The organism is Nannocystis punicea, from assembly GCF_026965555.1.
Classification (GTDB): domain Bacteria; phylum Myxococcota_A; class Polyangia; order Nannocystales; family Nannocystaceae; genus Nannocystis; species Nannocystis punicea.
This window is the reverse complement of the sequence record NZ_CP114040.1, coordinates 10,650,627-10,670,230: the sequence shown is the minus strand read 5'-3', so window position 1 is coordinate 10,670,230 and position 19,604 is coordinate 10,650,627. Positions and strand designations below refer to the sequence as shown.

The following is a 19,604-nucleotide window of genomic DNA, read 5'->3' as shown; positions in this document are numbered from 1 at the left end:
GGCGATGTTCGAAGGGACATGCCCTCGCGGGCATGTCCGAACGGTCAGCGATCCGCGATCAACGATAGACGGCCGGCTTGCAGGCGGCTTCCTTCATGCGGCAGTCGTCGCGGCACATGTCGCCGCTGCTGCTGCAGGTCAGCTTGCAGGTGGCGCGGTCGGTCTCGGACATCTTGCCCTGGTCGCACTGGGCGCTGCAGGTGGTCTGCTCGCCGGCGCAGCCGACCTTGCAGCTCTGGGCCTGGGCGGCGCACTGGGGGTTCTGCGGCTGCTGGCCCTGCGGGGCGGTGAAGGTCGGCGCGGGCTGATTGGTGGGGACCGCGACCGGCCGCGGCGCGCCGCCGGGGGCGCTGCCCGGGACCACGCCGCCCGAGGAGCGGATGACCGCGGCCCGCTGTTCGGCCTCGGTCATGGTCGGCGCCGGGCCGAGGACCCACTGGCTCGGGGCCGCGGGGCCGACCACGGTGCCGACCGCGCCGCAGTTGTTGCGGCAGGTGGCGCGGTCGGTGGCCGAGGCCTCGCGGTCGCAGCTGGCCTGGCAGGCGGCGATCTGCTGCTGCCGCTGGGCTGCCTGAGGGTTGTACGCGGCCGCGGTGCCCGGCGAGGTGGTGACGGGGACCGAGCCGCCGCCGGGGGCGAAGCTGTACGTGGTCGTGTTGCTAGGGCCCGGCGTGGTGGTGACGGGGACCGAGCCGCCGCCGGGGGCGAAGCTGTACGTGGTCGTGTTGCCGACGGTGGTGCTGCCGACCGGCGAGGTCGTGGACTGGGGGCCGCTGACGCGGGCCAGCTGACCGCACTGCAGGCGGCAGGTGGCGCGGTCGCCCGGGTTGGGCTCGGCGTCGCACTGCGACTCGCACAGAAATTTTTTGTGCGCGAGGTCGGGGGCGGGCTGAACAGCAGGCTGAGCCGGACGCGGCGGCGAAGACGCGGGAGGTGAAGTCGCGGGAGGCGAAGTCGCGGGCGGCGTGGCTGCAGGAGGCCTGGCGGCGGGGGGCGGAGTCGCGGGCGCGGACTGGGCCAGGCGGGCGCACTGGAGGCGGCAGGTGGCCTGGTCGTCGGCGGACAGGCCGGGCGCGGTGCAGCTGGCGAGGCAGGACTCGCTGGCCGGCGCGGTGGCGCGGGCGGAGCCCTGGCCGAGCAGGGCGGCGGTCGCGAAGGTCAGGCTGAACAGAGCGATTGCACGCATGTCGCAATTCCCCCGGGTACGCGAGCCGACGATAGCATCCGCGCCACCGCCGGCAAGAATCGTGCTCGGGGGGACGCGGGCCGCGGGGTGAACATTCTCGGCAGCAGTCGCCGGAGAAGATGCGCTTACACTGGAGTTGCATTCGCCGGGTGAACCGAGTGCAGGGCGTCGGGGTGATGCTGCATTCTCGGTAAGGGCCGGTGAAGACGCAGTCGCCGAAGAAGATGCGCTTGCGGTCGCGGCTGTCGAGTTCGCAAGGCGAACATGAGTTCGGGGCGTCGGGCCGATCCTGCATTCTCGGCGCGCGGGTCGGTGAAGCAGCAGTCGCCGAAGACGATGGGCTTGCAGTCGTCGCTGTCGCGTTCGCAAGGCGAGTTCGGGGCGCCGGGTGATTCTGCATTCTCGGCGCGGGTCGGTGAAGCAGCGGTCGCCGAAGACGATGGGCTTGCAGTCGTCGCTGTCGCGTTCGCAAGGCGAAGTTCGGGGCGCCGGGTGATGCTGCATTCTCGGCGCGCGGGTCGGTGAAGCAGCGGTCGCCGAAGACGATGGGCTTGCACCGAAGTCACGCTCGCAGGAAAGAAGATGTACTTGCAGCAGTCGCGGTCACAGCACAGCTGCCCCGGAAGTCGCACTCGCGCGGCGAACACGAGGTCCGGTCATCGGCCGGTCCTGCATCGTCGGCGCGGGCCGCCGACGATGCAGTCGTCACGGCACGACTTCGGACGTCCCTGCAGGCTCAGCACGGGCCGTTGAAGCAGCAGTCGCCGAAGAACAGGCAATCGGGGTCGCAGGCGCAGTTCTCGCTGAAGTCGCCGCACTCGCAGGGCGAACACGAGTTCGGGTCGCCGGGGCAGTCCTCGGGGCAGGAGCACTCGTCTTCGCCGGGGCTGCACTGACCGTCGCCGCAGACCATGTTGACGCAGCCCGCGGTGTTGTGGGTGCAGTTGGCGTTGCAGCTCAGGGTGCCGCCGCTGAAGCCGAGGCCGTTGCAGGTCTGCCCGCCGAGGTCGCCGCCCTCGCACGACTCGGGCCCGTTGCGCACGCCGTCGCCGCACCAGAAGCAGCCGGACTTGTCGAACAGGCAGCTCGCAGGGCTGCCGCACGCGAGGTTGCCGCCGTGGTAGTTGCCGTTGGCCGGGGCCACGAGGCCGGCGCAGACGGCGTTGCCGAGCTGCGCAGCGGTGCAAGAGCTGCCCTGCTGGCCGCAGTCGCACTCCTCGCCGCCGTTCTTGGTGCCGTCGCCGCACGACTCGCTGACGCACTGGCTCTTGTTCCACGTGCAGGTGGCGGCGTCGCAGGTGAGGAGGCCGCCGGTGAAGCCGAGGCCCTGGCAGGTCTGGCCGTTGACGTTGGCGCCCTCGCACTCCTCGGGGGCCTCGATCATGCCGTCGCCGCAGTTTTCCGCCGGCCCGGTGGTGCCGGGTTCGTCAGTCGTGACGCCGCTCGGGTCGACGCCGCCGGTGGTCGGCGGAGCGTCGGTGGTCGGCACCTCGTCGCCGAAGTCGGGGCGGATCATGTCGGTGGTGGCGCCGGAGTCCTCGGTGGTCGGCGCCGAGGTGCCCGACATGCCCTGCGTGGTGGGCTGCGAGGCCCCCGTCGGCGACGGCCACGAGCCGCCGAAACCTGAACTTTGGGTCACGTCCTCGCCGCCGGCACAGGCCGCGAGGGTGACGAGCGCGAGGTAGGTGAAGCGGCGAACCATCCCGCGATCATAGGCGGGTGCGCCACCGCGCCGCAATTCAGGCGCTCATGTTCGCGTCCGAGCTCGCGGCTTCGGCGCGATCGGGCTGCGGGCCGGCGACCTCGTCCGCGTCGCCCAGCACCAGCGCGAGCATGCGATCGAGGATGCCCGTCCACGCGGCGCGGCGGGTGTCGACACGCTCCTGCGGGCCGAGGCGACCGAAGCGGCGCAGGTCGGCCTCGCCCGCGAGCGGCTCGTCGACGAACGCGGCGGCTCGCAGCTCGGTCGCGACTGCGCGCACCGCCGCGGCGACCTCGAGGCCGCCGACGTCGATCGCCCACGCGACGGTCGCCCAGGCGAGCTCGGCGTGACGCGTCTCATCCGCGGCGATCGCCGCCAGGGCGACGTCCGCGGCCGCAGCCTGGCAGCCGCGTCGGCCGCGCAGAGCCGTGAGCGCGGCGATCGTCTCGCCGACGCAGCCCTCGCGGAAGGTGTCGCGGGCCAGCGCGACCAGGCCGCCCGCGCGGGGCTGCACCGCCGGCAGCGGGCCCGGCCCGAGCGCGACGCCGCCGTACGCGGCCGCCAGCGCGAAGCACACCTGCGCGTGCCGGACCTCGTCGAGCCCGGCCTCGGCGCAGCCGGCCAGCAGCTCCGGCGGGGCGCCCACGGCCATCAGCTCGAGCGCGGCGCGGGCGAACGCGGCGACCGAGGCGTGCTCCATCTGCGCGTCCTCCAGCCAGGCGGCGGCCAGCAGCGCGCGCTCGTCCTCGCCTGGCTCTCCGAGCATGTCCTGAGGGACCTGCTCCGCGAGCCATGTACTTCCGGGCAGGACGGGCGCGGCCACCGCGTCGTCGCCGGCGGTCAGCAGCGGGCGGCCGCTGCAGTAGTCGAACCAGTGGTAGCAGCAGATCTGCTGGTCGCCGGTGGCCTTGCGCTTGTCGCCGGTGGCGATCTTGCGCAGGCGGCCCATCATCATCGGGTTCATCGACAGGCCCTTGTAGGTCTTGTCGTTGGGGCCGACTCCCGGGTCGGGGCGGCCGATGAGGCGGGTCGGGCAGCCGATCTCGTCGGTCGCCTGCGGGGCGCGGAACTTGTTGGCGGCCTCGGGCGAGCCGCACCAGTCGCCGTTGGTGCAGCCCTCCTCCTCGAGGCCGTCAGGGTCGTACGGATCCATCCCGGTGCGCGCCGGGTACTGCGGGCCGGCCGGCGCGGGCGGGGGAGCGGCCACAGGCGTCGCCTCGACCCTGGCGGGCGCGGCCTCGGGCGCGGCGGCCTTGGCGGGCGCGGCCTTGGCAGCCTCGGCCGGCGCGGGCGTCGGAGCCGGGCCGCAGGCGGCGAGCAAGAGCCCCGAGGTCAGGGCGGTGTGCAGGCGTCGGCGGAGCAGCCGGAGGTCGCGCATGCGGCCGACGTTAGCATTAAGGATCGCGGGTCGTGCTCGCGGCGATCACCCCGCGAGGAGCTCCCGGCGGCTTGAGATCGGGCCTGGCCTGGGCCATAGATGTGGCGGTGCGCGCGGACTACGTGATCGCCGGGGCCGGCTGTGCGGGCCTCAGCCTCGCGGTGCAGATCGCCCTGCAGGCCCGTCGCCGCGGGGTCGCTTGCCCGCGCGTGGTGTTGATCGAGCCGCGCGCGCGGCACGCCCGCGACCGCACGTGGTGCTACTGGCGCTTCGTCGATCACCCGTTCGCCGCCGCGGTCCGCCACCGCTGGACCCGCTGGCGCGTCGCCGACGCCGACCGCTCGCTGGTCCGCGGCACCGCGGCGCACCCGTACGAGCACGTGCCGTCGGATGTCTTTTACGACATGGCCCTCGAGACACTCTCGAAGTTTCCGGAGATCGAGCTGCGCCGCGGCGCCGCTGTGCAGGAGATCCGCGAGGCCGCGGGCGAGTGCGAGGTGGTGAGCGACGGCGAGGTGGTGCGCGCGCGGCTGGTGTTCGACAGCCGCCCGGCGCCGATGCCGGCGAGCGGCGGCGACGAGGTCGACCTGCTGCAGCACTTCGTCGGCTGGGAGGTCGAGGCGCCGACGCCGGTGTTCGACCCCGAGGTGCCGACGTTGATGGACTTCGCGGTCGACCAGTCGCGCGGGATCCACTTCATGTACGTCCTGCCGTTCTCGCCGACCCGCGCGCTGGTCGAGACGACCTACATCTCGCCGGCGAGCCTGCCCGACGCGACCTACGAGGACGACCTGCGCGGCTACCTGCGGAGCCGCTTCGGTCTGGCGGCGCCGACGGTGCTGTGGCGCGAGCGGGGGGCGATCGCGATGACGAGCCGGCCGGCGTCGCTGCGCTCCGGCCCGCGGGTGATCCACCTCGGCCTGCGCGGCGGCCTGGCCAAGGGCTCGACCGGCTACGCGTTCCAGGCGATCCAGCGGGCCTCGCAGCTGCTGGCGTGCGAGCTGTTCGAAAGGCCAGGTGCGCCGCCGCGGGTGCCCGCGCCCCGGCCGACCGCGGCGGTGGCGATGGACCGGGTGCTGCTGGCCCACCTGCAGCGCACGCCCTCCCGCGGGCCGCCGCTGCTGGTCGACCTGTTCGAGCGCCTGCCGCCCGACCTGCTGTGTCGCTTCCTCAGCGACCACGCGGGGCCGCTCGATTACCCGCGGGTGATGCTGGCGACGCCGATGGCCGAGATGACGGCGGCGGTGGTGCGCTCGCGGGCGCTGTGGCTGCGCGCGGCGACCTGACGCCGCATTCACGCCGACGCGGCCGCAGCGAATGCACGGGTAGTTCTCCCCGGACGAATGGACAGGGTATCCGACGCGCCGCGGCGCCTCGATTGAAATGACGAGCAGTCAGCTCGCCGCTCCGGCCCGGGCGTGAGCGTGAAGAGCCCCGCGTCGACGCATTCTCACCGGGTCGTCGAATCGATCGGCTGGGGTGGGGGATCTTTCTCGCCGCATTCCCGCGGGAATGCGACGAGCCGCGCCCGGCCACACCGCCGCGGCCGTGCGGCCGTGCGCTCGGGTGCGGCCCGAAGTCCGTCCTGGACCCCACCCATTCGAATGAGCCGATCGTCCTCGCATCAAGAAAGATTCGCGATGCGGCAATTGTTCCGCCGACAGGGGACACCTAGCGATCGAGCGCGACGAAACGTTGCATCCGCCCATCGGCGGGGCGACGAGTGGTCGCGCGGATTGCTCGTCAGAGAGAGGAAATCACGATGACCATCACGTATCGCATCACCCATCGCTCGTTCCGGATGTTCGCGCTCGCCCTGCCGTTCGCGCTGCTCGCGACCGCCTGTGACGACCCCGCTCAGGAGGCGGAGCTCGCCGCGCTCGACGACGTCGAGGCCAGCGACAAGCTCGCCGCCGAGGAGGCCGAGGAGGCGGAGGCGGCCGAGGCGGCCGCCGGCGGCCTCGCCGACCAGGACATCGACGCTCTGACCGACCGCCCCGATCCGGCGAAGGGCTTCGCGACGCTGTGCTGCGACATCACCTTCCCGACGATCTTCAACCCGAACGCCCGGCTCTCCACGCTGGCCTCGGAGGGTTGCTCGATCGGCACGAATATCCCGTCCGGCGCCCTCATCCAGTACACGGTCACCCACTATTTCGGCAGCCCCGCGCCCTTCATCGGCAACACCTCGGGCCCGCTCGCCAACAACAGCACGAAGTTGATCCCGCTCAGCCACACGGGCTCGCTCGACGCGCTGGACTGCTCCGCGTTCGCGGTGTGGTAGCGCGCAGTGCTCCTCGTCCGGGCCGGGCGACGCGCTCGGCCGGCTCGGCTTGCGCGTCGCCTGCAGGGCGGGCGGTCCGCGCCGCGCGTCTCTGCCGGCGCGTCGCGCCGTGGTTGCTGCCAGGGCCGACGCGCTCGGGAGCCCTCGCGGAGCTGTTCGAGCGAGTGGCACGGGCCGTCGTGGAGCTTCGTTCCGGTCGCAGACTCGGTCGCGACCGGACATGGTTCCGGACCCGGCGTCTCGTGCCGAAGGGGCGCGCCCATAGTACACTGGCGCTCCCTCCGATGGCGCGCCTCTACACCTTCGGCAATCCCCCCGCCGCTCCGGACGAGGCCCACAGCGAGGCGCCCGACTGGGTGCAGGCCAACCCGGGGCGGATCGAGAAGGCGCTGCAGCGGGCGCTGGCGCTGCCGGGCGGCGGCTGGTTCGCCGTCGACGCGCGCGAGCAGATCGGCCGCAGCCCGCGCGCCTACACGATCGACGGCCACGAGCTGGTGTTGTGGCGGGCCAGCGACGGCAGCGTGCGCGCAGCGCCCGAGGCTTGCCCGCACATGGGCGGGTCGCTGGCGTGCGCGCGGGTCCGCGGCGACAACCTGGTCTGCCCGTGGCACGGGCTCGAGCTCGGCGACGAGCCGCACGGCCGCTGGCATCCGCTGCCGGCCCACGACGACGGCGTGCTGGTGTGGGTGCAGCTGTCCGAAGAGACAGAGGATGCGCCGACGCCGGCGCCGATCCTGGCCCCGCGACCGGCCCGGTTCCTGGCCGGGGTGGTGCGGATGGAGGCCGAATGTGACTCTTCGGACATCCTCGCCAACCGCCTCGACCCATGGCACGGCGCCCACTACCACCCGCACTCGTTCGCCCGCCTCAAGGTGCTGGCCGACGAGCCCGACCACCTGCTGGTCCGCGTCGCCTACCGCGTGCTCGGGCCGCTAGCGGTCGAGGTCGACGCCACGTTCCACTGCCCCGACCGGCGCACGATCGTGATGACGATCGTCGGCGGCGAGGGCGTCGGCTCGGTCGTCGAGACCCACGCGACGCCGCTCGGGCCCGGCCGCTGCGCGGTGCTCGAGGCGACGCTGGCGACGTCGGAGCGCCCCGGCTTCAAGCTGGCCCTCGGGGCAGGTCGCCTGCTGCGCCCGCTGATCGAGCGCCGTGCGGCCCGGCTGTGGGTCGAGGACGTCGCCTACGCCGAGCGCCGCTTCCGCCAGCGCGCCCGCGCGCCGGTGCGGCTGCGGACGATCCGCGGCGAGGCGGAGTAGGCGAGGGCCCCCGGCGATGCGCGGGGCGCGGATCGCCGCCGGCGAGGAGAGCCTCTTCGGACATGTGTTAAAATGCATGTTTAAAGAGACATGTTCGTTGAAACATGCCCGAAAGGGAAGGTCTACGGGGGCGCCGCGGCGCGCGTGGGTCGGGTGGTGCGCGCTGATCCTCGCGTGCGAGGCGGCCGCGCACGGGCACGGCGGCATCGAGGCCACGGAGCTCGCCGCTGCGCCCGTGGTCGGGTCAGGGAACGGGCGGCAAGGGACGGGGGGAGCCGAGGACGGGGGCGAGCGAGGGGCCGCTCGTGGGGGGGAGGAGCGGAGCGACCGCCGGGCCGCGTGCCTTCGGCGTAACGCCGGGGCGCCGGCGCGCTACGCCCGCATCGTCGCGGCCTTTTGCGCCGAGTACCACAACCTGGCGGGGGTCGGCGCGAGCCTGGCGATCGTCGAGGGCGACGGGCCGCCGTTCGTGGCCACCGCGGGGGTCGCATGTCTCGGAGGCCAGGAAGTCACCGCCGCCACGCGCTTCCGCGTCGGCTCGATCACCAAGCTGTTGACCGCGGCGCTGGTGCTGCGTCAGGCAGACGCCGGGCGACTCGACCTCGACGACGAGGTCGTGCGCGTCTTGCCGGAGCTGGCCGCGGGGGTCGACGAGCGGGCCGGGACGATCACCTGGCGGCAGCTGCTGACGCACACCGCGGGGCTGCCGGACCCGTCGCCGCTCGAGCTCGGCAGCGAGTGGCTGACCGCCCTCGGCGAGCGGCCGCTGTGGCGCGAGCCGGGGGCGCTGTGGAGCTACTCGAGCGACGGTTACGCGGTCGTGGGCGCCGCGCTCGAGCAGCTGCGCGGGGAGGGCTATACCCGGCTGCTCGCCGACGAGCTGCTGGCGCCGCTGGGGCTGGACGCGGCCATCGTCGAGCCCGAGATGGCCTTGCGGACAGGCGCGGCCTGCGGCCACCTCGGGCGCGGCGAGCAGGCGCGGGCGTTCAGCGTCGTCGACGACCTGGCGCTCGGGACAGGTGACGCCCGCTGGACCGCGCCGGCCGGCGGGGCGATCGTCTCGGCGGCCGAGCTCGTGACGCTGGCCCGCGACCTGGTCGACCCCGGCCGCTCGCCGCTGTCGCCCGCGGCCCGGCGCGAGCTGCTGGCCGCCGACGTGCCGACCCTGGAGCGGCCGGGCGAGCGCTACGGCCTCGGCGTGCGCGCGCGCGTGGGGGCCGGCGGGTCGCCCATCTACGGCCACAGCGGCGCGACCGGGGACTTCGCGGCCGACCTGGTCTTCGCGCCAGATCGACGGTTCGCCGCGGCGGCGCTGAGCAACGACGGCGACCCGCTGCGCATGACCCTCGCCACCGTGTTGCAGGAGCTGCTGGAGGTCGCGCCCGAGCGCGCGGCGGCGATGGGGCCCGCGCACCTCTACACCGGCACGTACCGCGCCGATCGGTTCGACGAGGAGGTGACGATCTCGGCGCACGGGTCGGGTCTGCGCCTGTCGGCGCCCGGGCTGCTGCTCACGGACGTCCCGCTGGGGCACGCCGGCGACGGCCGCTTCGTCGCGGGTCGGCCCGAGCTGGGCGGCTTCACCTTCCTGTTCGTCGGCGCCGACGCGCGCGCCAGCGACCTCCGAGGACACGTCTTCGTCGGCGCGCGGGTCGAGTAAGATCGCGGCTCGCAGCGAGTGCGTAGACGACAGTGATGCGATCGATCGTCCCCGCGCTCCTGCTCGCCTTCGGCACCTGCTCCCGCGCGAGCGCGCCGCCCGACGAGCCGACGCCGGAGGCGAGGCCCGTCGCGGGTGGGGGCGAGAGCACGGGCACTCCCTCGGGGTGTGGCTCGGTCGAGTGCTGGCGCGAGCAGGCGGCGCAGGCGGAGCGGCTCGGGGCCCTCGACGTCGCCGCGGCGCATCGCGGGCGGGTGTTCGCGCTCGCGCCCGACGCATCGTCGCTGTCCGCATGGGTCGAGCCGCTGATCGACCAGGGCGCGCTGGAGGCCGCCCGCGCGGCGTTGACTGCGGGTCGTGCGGAGGCTGTGCGCCTGGGGCAGTCGGACTGGGTGGCGGCGCTCGACGCGCGCATCGCCTCGTTGCCGAAGGAGCCGTCGGACGCGGCGGCAGTGCGGGAGCTGAGCGACATCTTTTCCCGGGAGTCCGCCGCGATCGGTGAACCGCTCGACGCACCCGTCCACGCGGGCCCGGCCGAGCTCGCCCAGGCCGGCGAGCTGCAGTGGCGGCGGGGCGACGCGGTCGGGGCCCGGCGCTGGTGGTCGCGGGCGCGGACCCTGCTGCGCGAGCGCGGCGGGGCGGTGGACGTGGTCGCGGTCGAGACCTGGTACACGAACCAGGTGCTGTGGCGCGACGGTCGGCTGGCGCTGGTCCGTCGCTACACGCCGGCGTTCGACTACGGGGTCAGCCAGACGGGAGCGCTCGACCTGGTCGCGGCCGAGCCGGGCATGCCGCTGACGCGTCGGCTCCGCTTCACCCACCCGGCCGAGGTCGCCGCGTTCTCGGACGACGGTCGCACTCTGGTGCGCGACGAGGCCGGCGCGCTTGTCTTTCAGGACATGTCCTCAGGGGCAGTCATGCGACGGATCGCTGCGCAGGCCGACGCGCCCATGTACGCGCTCGCGGTGGCCGGCTCGGGCGCCGCCATGAGGGTGCTGGCCGCCCACGGCCGCGAGATCGTGCTGTGGGACGCCGCCGGGGCGCCGCTGCAGCGGTTCGCGCTGGCCGGCACCACGCCGACGATCACCCGCGTCTATCGAGCCGGCCGGGGCACCCGCCATGACAACATCCTGCGCGACTCGCCGACCTGGCCGACCTCTCTGGCGCTGACGGCCGACGGATCGCGGATCGCCGTCGGCGGCTCCGACGGCAAGGTGCGGCTGTTCGACCGCGGCGGGGGCAAGCCGCGCGAGCTCGCGTTCGCCTGGAAGTACGTCGAGCGCCGGCCCATGGGCGCCAACCCCGACCTCAACAGCGCGCTGGCGCTGCGCTTCAGCCCCGACGGCGCGCAGCTGGTGGCGGTGCACGAGCACGGCGACATCCTGATCTGGGACGCCCGCACCGGTGCCCTGCGCAAGCACGTGCGACCGCACTGCAGCGCAGAGGAGGCCCGGCGCGTCGTCAACCGCTACGCCGAGCCCGGCGAGCCGCCGCGTGAGGCCACCGCCGAGGAGCGCGAGAGCTGCGGGCGCGCGACGGCTGCGGCCCTGTCGCCCGACGCGAGGCTGGTGGTCACCGGCGGCGGTATGAATGGGGTCCGACTGCGCGACGCGAGGACCGGCGCGCCGATCGCCCTGCACCTCGAGGACGGGCTGCCCGATCAGTACTTCGCGGTGTCACCGAGCGGCGCGGTGGTGATGGCCGACCTCTACGGCGCGGTCCAGCTGATCGCGCCCGCCAGCCCGCCGCAGCCGCTCGCGCTCAAGCCCCGCACCGGTCCGGTGCGCCCGTGGATCTCGAGCGACGGCCGCGTGTTCGCCCAGTTCACCGTCGGCGAGCCGGTGGTCGCCTGGGACCTGGTCGCGCGCCGCCGGCTCGAGCTCGTCGCCGACGACCGGCAACAGGTGTTGGCGCTGTCGCCGACGGCCTCGCACGTCGCGGTGCACACCGGTGAGGCCCTGGAGATCCGCCAGGTCGGCTCGCCCCAGGCGCTCGCGCGCGTGCCGACCCGGGCCTCGCCGTTCGCCAGCGAGGTGCAGTTCAGCAGAACTTCTGGACATGTCCTCGTGGGCATGAAGGACGATCGGGGCCGGACGATCGAGCGGATCGAGCTGCCGGCCGGGACGCGCCACCCGTTGCGGCTCGACGACCCGACCGGCCTGCAGCTCAGCCCCGACGGGCGGTGGATCGCCAGCTGGCGCCACGATTCGCCGCTGAAGATCGTCCGCGCCGCCGGCGGTGAGGTCGTGGCCAGCCTCGACGACAAGGTGCACCGCGTCGCCTTCGCGTCCGACGGCTCGTTCGTCGCCTGGCTGGTCCAGCCCGACCGCACGCCGGAGAGCGTGCGGGTGCGGGCCAGGTGGCTCGACGGACCTGGCCCCGAGGACATCCACGAGCTCGCCCTCGGCGCCTGGGGCACGTGGCTCGCGGCCGCGGGCGAGGAGGTGCTGGTGCTGCGCGGAGACGGGGCGCTGACGCGCTGGCGCCCGCACACCGGCGCGCGGGACGACCTGAAGAGCGACGCGCTGGCCGGCTTGCTGGAGGTCGCGGTCGCGGACGACGGCAAGCACCTGTTCTTGACGGGCTACGGGCGGGTGCTCGTGCACGACAACGACGCCGCGCTGACCGGCCGGCTCACCGTCGCCTCGCTGCTGTCGGGCGGCTGGCTGGCGCTCGGCCGCACCGGGGCGATGGACGGCAGCGACGACGCACCAGATCATTTGCTCGCGCGCGTCCGCGGGGTCGGCGAGGAGTTCGTGGCCCCGGGCCGGTTGGCGTGGGACGGCCTCCACGTCGCCGGCCTGGTCGCGCGCGCGCTCGCCGGCGACGACGCAGCCCCGCCGCTGCGCCTCGCGCCGTGAGGCCGCTACATGTCCTTCAAAGCATGCTCTGAAGGGCATGCTCTTCGGAGCATGTCCGCAAGAGCATGCTCCGAAGATCACCTCAAGGCTGGGCGAGGGAGCCGCCGGCGCTGTGCCAGAAGCTGGTGGCGGGGGTGTCCGAGCGGACGGCGTAGACGCTCACGGCGATCGGTTGGTCGGAGGCGACCTCGACCAGGCCGGGGTCCTCGTAGAAGCGGACGTGGGCGGTCTGGTAGGACGAGTCGCCGATGTCCTGGAGGCCGGCGATCGGCATGCCGTCGACGGTCACCGTCGCGCCGGTCGGCAGCGTGATGTCGATGTCGACCGGGAGCCAGTCGGGCAGCGTGTGGACGTAGTGGGTGTCGTGCCAGCGGCTCACCGGCAGGGTCGCGAGCATCGATGGGTCGGTGTACTCGCCGTCGTACGTCTGCCCGACCATGTACTGCGTCACCAGCACCGGCTTGTCGCTGATGAGCAAGTAGTTCTGGTTGGTCGGCTCGAGCTCCACGTACTCGCCGGGGTTGGCGATCGTCGTCGGGGCGCCCGGGGGCTGCGGCTCGAACGCCAGCGTGGTGTCGGCCTCGGTGGCGATCACGCGCACGACCTGGTCGCGGCGCTCGGTCGGCGGGTTTGCGTGGGCGGGCGCGACGATCACGTACTCGGTGCCGAGCTGCGACACCGGCAGCATCATGTCCTCGAGGTGGTCGCAGTAGCCGGTGCCGGCCGGCACGAAGCTGCACTCGTGGCCGCCGAGCACCTCGATCGGCTTGTCCGCGACCAGGCGCGTGCCGGTGAGGTCGCCGTCGTCGGCGCTGACGAGCTGCAGGACGTCGCCGGTGTTGAGCGGGGCCTTGCCGTTGCCGTCGACGCCGATGCCCGGCGCGGCCTTCGACTTGGTGCCGGGCAGCGCGATGGCCTCGACCGACATCTCGTCGGCGCCGGCGACCGCCGCCCAGGCGCCGTGGTAGAAGCCGGTCTGGACGTCCGTGGGCGCGTACGAGGCGACGAAGTAGTCGGTGCCCCAGGTGTGCCGCGGCCACAGCAGCGAGCTGTCGCTCGAGGCCGAGAGGTTGATGGTGTTGTACTGGATCACCCGCACCGGCAGGTCGCTCTCGACGCGGTAGCCGCCGTCGTAGATGAGCTTGCCGACCAGGGCGTTGAACAGCCCCATCGTGTAGGGCAGCTCGATCACGCGGTGGCTGTGGCCGTCGACCGTCTCGATCACCGGCATGAAGTCGTCGTTCTGACTGACCGTGATCGTCGCGGGGTCGTCGTTGGGGTTCTCGACCACGATCGCGAAGATCCCGCCGTTCTGGTTGAGCTGCAGGGCCGTCAGCGCGTAGAACTCGCAGCCCGAGGCCGTCCACGGCAGCGATTCGGGCGCGCACGCGCCGGTGCAGGCCATCGCGCCGGGGTCGCAGGCGAGCCCCTGCGCCGCGCTGCACGTCTGCTGGATCTGCCACTCGCCCGCGTCGCTGCACTGCTGCAGCTGCTCGCCGTCGCAGCGGACCGACCCGGGCTCGCAGCCCGTGCAGCCGAGCTCCGCGACGCAGACGCCTCCGGCGGGGCAGGGGGTCGCCGCGCCGAGCTGGCCGTCGGGCCCGCACACGGACACCTCGGTCTCGGTGACGCACACGACCGTGTCGGGCGCGCAATCGGTCGGCGCGGTGGTCCCGGTGGTCGTCGGGGTGTCGGGGGTCGTGGACGACGAAGACGTCGACTCACCGGTCGAGCTCGTCCCCTCGCTCGTGCCGGTGTTTGCCGTCGTATCGCCGCAGGCGGCGATGAACGAGATCGCTGCGATAAGCCTCAAGCAGGTACGCATGCCCGCACGATAGCAGGCCATAAACGGCCGCCGTGGGGCGGCGTCCGCGGCGGGCGCTGAGGTCCGTGAGTTAAGTCGTCCCTCAGCGACCGCGGGCTCATACGCCGCTAAATGACTCTCCAGCCTCACATGTCCTAACGGACATGTCCAATACGAATAGCGCCGATCGGAGCCGCGGAGATAGGATAAGGGCGGCTGTTCGACGAGGGCCGGGATAGTCGCCCGGAATACCACCGGAGCGGCGCACGACCGCGCCCGGCTCGGTCGTCGCTCCGAGGTAGTGTCACGAGGGTACGCAACGGATCACAGGTCCCCGCGCTTTTCCTTGCGAGGCCGACGGACCCCGCCCAAAGACCCGGGATATGGACGATCCCGCCGAAATTTCCGCTGCCGACCCGCCGCGCCCGGGCCTGTCGCGCGAGTCCTCGTCGCCGGCGACCCGGCGGGTCGGAGCGCTGGTCGGGAAGGTCGCGCTGATCACCGGGGGCGACACCGCGATCGGTCGCGCGGCCGCGGTCCGGTTCGCCCGCGAGGGGGCCGACGTCGCCTTCACCCATCTGGCCGGGCACGGTGACGCCCACGCCCTGGTGCGCGCGGTCGAGCGCGAGGGCCGCGCCTGCCTGGCGGTGTGCGGCGACGTCGACGACCCCGGCTTCTGCGAGGCGCTGGTGGCCGGGGTGATCGAGCGCTTCGGCGGCGTCGACGTGCTGGTCAACAACCTGGTCGCGCGCCGGTCGCCCCCGAGCTTCTTCTCGTTGTTCTTCCTGACGCGGCGGTTGCTGCCGCACCTGCGCGACAGGTCAGGTGCGAGCATCATCAACACCGCGTCACCGCGGCCGCCCGGGGACCCGGTGCGCGACGAGGAGGCGATCCGGGCCGCGATCGGCACCTGCACGCGCTCGCTCGCCCACAACCTCGCGCGCGTGAAGGTCCGCGTCAACGCGGTCGTCCCCGGCGAAGACCCCGAGCTCGGCGCCGACGACCTGGTGTTCCTCGCCAGCGACGCGGCCCGGAGCATGAGCGGCGAGCTCGTCGATCGCGGCGCGCGATGACCGCGGCGCCGGCCTCGCCGACGACGGCCGGCTCTGCTGCGACCCGGGGCTCCGGCGCTCGCGCCGTCCCTCGCCGTCGGCGCCGCGCCTGAGCTTGCCTGGTCGACCGACCCGGTCACATCTCTGGCCATGACCCTCGATCTGCTGCGAGAGCATGGCACCCCGCTCGCGCGCCAGGTGTTCACGTGGAAGGACCTGGTGCGCGAGCCGATCAGCAAGCTCGACGACGAGGCCTTCACGCGCGTGCGGCTGATCGTCGGCCACGCCGTCGAACAGGCGGCGGTCCGGTTTCAGCACGCCGCCGTCCGCTTCGGCGCCGAGCACCGGATCCTCCTCGCCGACATCCGTCGCGTCGAGCACCACCAGGCCACGCTGCTGCGCTGGCTGCAGCCCGCCGATCAGTCGCCGCTCGAGTGCTCGATCGCCGTCGCCCAGGCCGCGGTCGAGGTCGGGGCGAGGATCGCCCGCTGCGAGCCCGACCCGTACGTCGCCCAGGCGCTGCGCTTCGGCCTGCTCGAGGACTTCGATCACCTCTATCGCCTCGCCGCGCTGATGGACCGCCTCGAGGGCCGCGACGCCAACGCGATCTTGCAGTCGTACACGGACATCCGCCCGGGCCGGCCGACCGCGACCCAGCACCGCGCGCCCGAGGACGACCTGCGGCGCTGGTACGACCGCTACGCCGCCGCGCCGCTCACCAAGCTGCACGTGCGGCTGGCCGCCGCGATCGCCTGTCACGCCCGGGAGCACTACCTCGACGTCGGCCCGACCTTCGCCGACCCGGTCGCGCGCCAGCTCTACGCCGAGCTCGCCTCGGTCAAGGAGCAGCACGTCACACAGTGCGAGTCGCTGGTCGACCCCGCCGAGACGTGGCTCGAGCAGTGGCTGTTGCAAGAGGCCGCCGAGGTCCACCTGTACTGGGGCTGCCTGGCGTCGGAGTCGAACCCGCGGGTGCGCGCGGTCTGGGACCGCTTCCTCGCCTACGAGCTCGAGCACCTGCGGATCGTCCGCGAGCTGTACGAGAAGACCGAGATGCGCGACGCCTCGGAGGTCGTGCCCACGAGCTTGAGCGAGCCGCTCGGGTTCGTCGGCGAGCGCGCGTTCATCCGCGAGGTGCTCGCCGCCGAGGCCGAGCTCGGGGCCGCCGGCACCGAGTTCGTCCCGCGCGACGCCGAGTCGCGGGCCACCCAGAGCTACCGCGCCCAGCTGGAGCGCGAGGGCTCGCCGTCCGAGACCGTGGCCGCCGGCTATCGCTGGTCGCCCGGCACCGAGCTCGCGGACCCGCGGATCCGCGACGCCTCCGTCCTCCCCCCGCTGAAAGCGACCGGATCATGAACCGCGCTCGACGACCCACCGACCTCGTCCTCAACCGCACCGGCATCTACCTCTCGCCGACCGACGGACCCGCAGTGGTCGAGGGGGCGCGCGACGCCCCGAGCTCGCCCGGCTGCGCGCGCGCGCTGTCGGAGGTGCGGCGGCAGTACGCCGGCGAGGTCGGCCTGATCGGCCACATGCCGGCGCCCGCGAGCCTGCGCGTGGTCGAGCACGTCGGCGGCGCGGTGTTGCGGCGCCACCGCGTCCACCTCCTGCTCGACAAGCTCGGCGAGCGCCTCGCGTTCGAGCGCACCGGCGTGCGCCTGTTCGACGCGCTGCTGGCCAAGCTCGAGGCGCAGGGCAGCTGGGACCGCGGGCCCACGCTCGAGGAGCTGGCGCAGTTCCGCGCCGACGAGGCGCATCACTTCGCGCTGCTGCAGGACGTCCTCATCAACCTCGGCGCCGACCCGACCGCCGTCACCCCGTCGGCCGACCTCGCCGGCGTCGAGCTGGCCGGCATCGTCCAGGTCGTGTCCGACCCGCGCACGACCTTGCCGCAGGCGCTCCACGCTCACCTCGTGGCCGAGCTGGTCGACAGCGCCTCGTGGGAGCAGCTGGTCGACCTCGCCGACGACTTCGGCGAGGCCGCGCTGGCAACCAAGCTGCGCGAGCCGCTGGCCCAGGAGCTGCGCCACCGCGACGCAGTGACGGCCTGGCTCAAGAGACATGCGGCGCTGGTGGTCGGCGGCACGCTCAAGTACAGCGCCTGAAGCGACGCGACTGTGAAGCGAGGTCGTCGGCGAGTGCGGCGACCCGCTCGAGGTCGGCGGACGCAAGGTCTTTGACGAGTCGCGGTGGCAGACCCGAGCACGGCGGGTGAGGCTCGCGTCGCTGATGCTCATCTCCCTGGAGGGCGAGGACGTGGGCGACGAGTCGATGGTCTGCTCGAGCACGGCGGGTGAGGGGCCTATCGCCGAGGCACCGGCGCATCTGCCGTGAGGCAAGGTCGTCGACGAGTGGCGGCGCCAAGCTCGAGCAAGGCGGGTGGAGCGGCGTGACGAGCGAGGTCGCGGGCTACGTGCCGACGGTCCGCTCGAGCACGGCGGGTGAGGGCGTGTCGCCGAGGCGTCGGCGCATCTGCCGTGAGGCAAGGTCGTCGACGAGTTGCGGCGCCAAGCTCGAGCAAGGCGGATGATCGGCGTGGCGAGCGAGGTCGTGGGCGACGTGTCGACGGTCCGCTCGAGTGAGGGGCCTATCGCCGAGGCGTCGGCGCACCCGCCGAGCGCGATGTCGTGGCCGAGGAGCGGGCGGCACGCTCAAGTACAGCGCCCGAGAGCCGAGTCGTTGACGTCTCACCGTTCGGAGGGCGAGGTCGTGGAAGACGGTTGGGTGACACTCTCGAGTACGGCGCCTGGCGCCGGCGCGCCGCCGACGCATCGTCGTCGGCGGCACGCTCGCGGCGCGTCCTGGCGCTCGTCGCTTTCTTCCTCCGCCGACAGCCACCACCTCTGCGTCCGCGCTCGCTCACTCGCTGAAGAAGTCTTTCGCTGCCCGCCGGGACGTCGCCGCGCGCCCCGATCCGCGCGCGGTCGTGCGGCTTGACCGTCGCGGCCAGCTCGTGCCAGCCTGCGTCGACGCGTCCGTGGTCGGTGGCCTGGCACTTCGAACCTGTCCCGAAGGACCTGTCGCCGTCCTCGGCTGCGGCTTCGGCGACGAGGGCAAGGGCGCGGTCGTCGACGCCCTCGCGCGCGCGCGTGCGGGCGGGCGCCGGCCGCTGGTGGTCCGCTTCAACGGCGGCCCGCAGGCGGCCCACCACGTCGTCGACCCCGAGGGCCGCGTCCACTGCTTCGCCCAGTTCGGCGCCGGCGCGCTCGCCGGGGCGCGCAGCTGTCTGAGCCGCTTCATGCTCGTCGAGCCGCTGGCGCTCGCCCGCGAGGCCGACGTCCTGTGCGACGCCGGCCTCGCCGATCCGTGGTCCGGCCTCGTCGTCGATCGCCGGTGCGCCGTCGTCACCCCGTTCCACCGCCTGCTCGGCCGCATCGAGGAGCTGTCCCGAGGGACAGCTCGTCACGGCAGCTGCGGCCTCGGCGTCGGGCCAGCCTGGCGCGACGCTCACAACCCGCACGCGGTGTGCCTCCGCGTCGGCGCGCTGACCGGCGATCGCCCGGGCCTGGTCCGGGTGTTGCGGCAGATCCAGCTGCTCAAGCTCGACCGCGCCGAGCAGCTCGCCGAGGCCGCGTCCGCGCCGGCGATCGCTCCGCTCGTCGCCGAGCTCGCGCGCCCCGACCTCGCCGACGTCGTCGCCGACGCCTACCTCGGGATCGCCGCGCGCCTGCTCGTCGACGAGGGCGAGCAGCTGCGCGCTGCCCTGCAGGAGGGCCCCGAGGCCGTGATCTTCGAGGGCGCCCACGGCGCGCTGCTCGACGCCGATCGCGGCTTCTTCCCCTTCGTCACCCCGTCGGCGGTCAGCTTCGCCCAGGCCGAGGCCCTCTGCGCCGAGGTCCCGTCGGCGCCGCCGCTGCGCCGGCTCGGCGTGCTCCGGGCCTACGGCACCCGCCACGGCCCCGGCCCCTTCGTCGCCGAAGATCCGTCGCTCGACCTGCCCGAATCGCACAACCTCCCGGGCCCCTGGCAGGGCCCGATGCGCGTCGGCTGGTTCGACCTCGTCGCCGCGCGCCTCGGCCTCGCCATCGCCGGTCGCGTCGACGGCCTCGTCGTCACCCACCTCGACCGTCTCGCCGGCCGGAAGCAGATCTCTGTCTGCGACGCCTGGAGCTTCAGAGACGGCGCGGAGGTGCGCGATTTCGTCCCGGCGACCGGCAGCCTGGAGAGCCGCGCCGAGGCCACTCGAGCGCTCGCGGAGGCCCGTCCGAGCTGGCGTCGATTGCTCGGCTGGAACGGCCCGGACAGCCGGGAAGCCGGCGAATTCCTCGACTTCGTCGCCCTCGAACTGGGCGTCCGGATCGCCGCCACGGCCTGGGGCCCGCGCGCGAGCGACCAGCGAGGATGGTCTGCATTCGAGGAACGCGACGAATCGGGGAAGCGAAGGTGATCATGAACAGTTTTTATTATCGAGAGTC

At 73.3% G+C, this 19,604-nt stretch carries 13 protein-coding genes; 9 read left to right on the top strand and 4 right to left on the bottom strand.

All coding sequences use genetic code 11. The features are described 5' to 3' along the window. Positions 1-58: 58 nt before the first annotated feature. From O0S08_RS40905 to O0S08_RS40895, 3 genes are all read right to left on the bottom strand, one after another. Positions 59-1,186 (bottom strand): hypothetical protein, encoded by a 1,128-nt coding sequence (locus O0S08_RS40905; RefSeq protein ID WP_269034939.1) that lies wholly within the window; start codon positions 1,184-1,186, stop codon positions 59-61. A gap of 736 nt (positions 1,187-1,922) precedes the next feature. Next, positions 1,923-2,888: a hypothetical protein gene (locus tag O0S08_RS40900; RefSeq protein WP_269034938.1), complete on the bottom strand. Its 966-nt coding sequence runs from the start codon at positions 2,886-2,888 to the stop codon at positions 1,923-1,925. A gap of 37 nt (positions 2,889-2,925) precedes the next feature. Beyond that, a complete protein-coding gene (locus O0S08_RS40895; protein WP_269034937.1) occupies positions 2,926-4,266 on the bottom strand; it encodes a hypothetical protein in 1,341 nt (446 codons plus the stop codon). Positions 4,267-4,373: 107 nt separating this feature from the next. Between O0S08_RS40895 and O0S08_RS40890 the strand changes: the two genes are divergently transcribed. From O0S08_RS40890 to O0S08_RS40870, 5 genes are all read left to right on the top strand, one after another. Beyond that, positions 4,374-5,552 carry a lycopene cyclase family protein gene (locus tag O0S08_RS40890; RefSeq protein WP_269034936.1) on the top strand — a complete coding sequence of 393 codons (1,179 nt, stop codon included), beginning with the start codon at positions 4,374-4,376 and terminating at the stop codon, positions 5,550-5,552. A 476-nt stretch (positions 5,553-6,028) separates the two neighbouring features. Further along, positions 6,029-6,550: a hypothetical protein gene (locus O0S08_RS40885; RefSeq protein WP_269034935.1), complete on the top strand. Its 522-nt coding sequence runs from the start codon at positions 6,029-6,031 to the stop codon at positions 6,548-6,550. A gap of 284 nt (positions 6,551-6,834) precedes the next feature. Then, the gene (locus O0S08_RS40880; RefSeq protein WP_269034934.1) at positions 6,835-7,812 is read left to right on the top strand and encodes a DUF5914 domain-containing protein; all 978 of its coding nucleotides are present in this window, start codon (positions 6,835-6,837) and stop codon (positions 7,810-7,812) included. Between the two features lie 97 nt (positions 7,813-7,909). After that, entirely contained in the window at positions 7,910-9,472 is a 1,563-nt protein-coding gene (locus O0S08_RS40875; RefSeq protein ID WP_269034933.1) for a serine hydrolase domain-containing protein, read from the top strand. A 35-nt stretch (positions 9,473-9,507) separates the two neighbouring features. Then, positions 9,508-12,333, top strand: coding sequence for a WD40 repeat domain-containing protein (locus O0S08_RS40870; RefSeq protein WP_269034932.1), 2,826 nt, complete (start codon positions 9,508-9,510; stop codon positions 12,331-12,333). A gap of 82 nt (positions 12,334-12,415) precedes the next feature. Here O0S08_RS40870 and O0S08_RS40865 read toward each other — a convergent pair whose 3' ends face one another. Next, the gene (locus O0S08_RS40865; RefSeq protein ID WP_269034931.1) at positions 12,416-14,158 is read right to left on the bottom strand and encodes an IgGFc-binding protein; all 1,743 of its coding nucleotides are present in this window, start codon (positions 14,156-14,158) and stop codon (positions 12,416-12,418) included. Positions 14,159-14,520: 362 nt separating this feature from the next. Here O0S08_RS40865 and O0S08_RS40860 point away from each other — a divergent pair, with 362 nt between their 5' ends. The 4 genes from O0S08_RS40860 to O0S08_RS40845 all read left to right on the top strand — a co-directional run bounded on the left by O0S08_RS40860 (position 14,521) and on the right by O0S08_RS40845 (position 19,576). Beyond that, positions 14,521-15,210 (top strand): SDR family NAD(P)-dependent oxidoreductase, encoded by a 690-nt coding sequence (locus O0S08_RS40860; protein ID WP_269034930.1) that lies wholly within the window; start codon positions 14,521-14,523, stop codon positions 15,208-15,210. 129 nt (positions 15,211-15,339) lie between these two features. Next, complete coding sequence (locus tag O0S08_RS40855) at positions 15,340-16,545, top strand: hypothetical protein (protein ID WP_269034929.1); 1,206 nt, start codon at positions 15,340-15,342, stop codon at positions 16,543-16,545. Continuing rightward, on the top strand, positions 16,542-17,294 hold the full coding sequence (locus O0S08_RS40850; RefSeq protein WP_269034928.1) for a ferritin-like domain-containing protein: 753 nt from the start codon (positions 16,542-16,544) through the stop codon (positions 17,292-17,294). Before O0S08_RS40855 ends, O0S08_RS40850 begins: the two co-directional genes overlap by 4 nt. 821 nt (positions 17,295-18,115) lie before the next feature. Beyond that, entirely contained in the window at positions 18,116-19,576 is a 1,461-nt protein-coding gene (locus tag O0S08_RS40845; protein ID WP_269034927.1) for an adenylosuccinate synthetase, read from the top strand. Positions 19,577-19,604 lie beyond the last annotated feature (28 nt).

Bases quoted from the DNA above. Each gene is read 5' to 3' on its own strand.
- O0S08_RS40905 (WP_269034939.1), bottom strand. From the start codon at position 1,186: ATGCGTGCAATCGCTCTGTTCAGCCTGACCTTCGCGACCGCCGCCCTG.
- O0S08_RS40900 (WP_269034938.1), bottom strand. From the start codon at position 2,888: ATGGTTCGCCGCTTCACCTACCTCGCGCTCGTCACCCTCGCGGCCTGT.
- O0S08_RS40895 (WP_269034937.1), bottom strand. From the start codon at position 4,266: ATGCGCGACCTCCGGCTGCTCCGCCGACGCCTGCACACCGCCCTGACC.
- O0S08_RS40885 (WP_269034935.1), top strand. From the start codon at position 6,029: ATGACCATCACGTATCGCATCACCCATCGCTCGTTCCGGATGTTCGCG.
- O0S08_RS40880 (WP_269034934.1), top strand. From the start codon at position 6,835: ATGGCGCGCCTCTACACCTTCGGCAATCCCCCCGCCGCTCCGGACGAG.
- O0S08_RS40870 (WP_269034932.1), top strand. From the start codon at position 9,508: ATGCGATCGATCGTCCCCGCGCTCCTGCTCGCCTTCGGCACCTGCTCC.
- O0S08_RS40865 (WP_269034931.1), bottom strand. From the start codon at position 14,158: ATGCGTACCTGCTTGAGGCTTATCGCAGCGATCTCGTTCATCGCCGCC.
- O0S08_RS40860 (WP_269034930.1), top strand. From the start codon at position 14,521: ATGGACGATCCCGCCGAAATTTCCGCTGCCGACCCGCCGCGCCCGGGC.
- O0S08_RS40855 (WP_269034929.1), top strand. From the start codon at position 15,340: ATGACCCTCGATCTGCTGCGAGAGCATGGCACCCCGCTCGCGCGCCAG.
- O0S08_RS40850 (WP_269034928.1), top strand. From the start codon at position 16,542: ATGAACCGCGCTCGACGACCCACCGACCTCGTCCTCAACCGCACCGGC.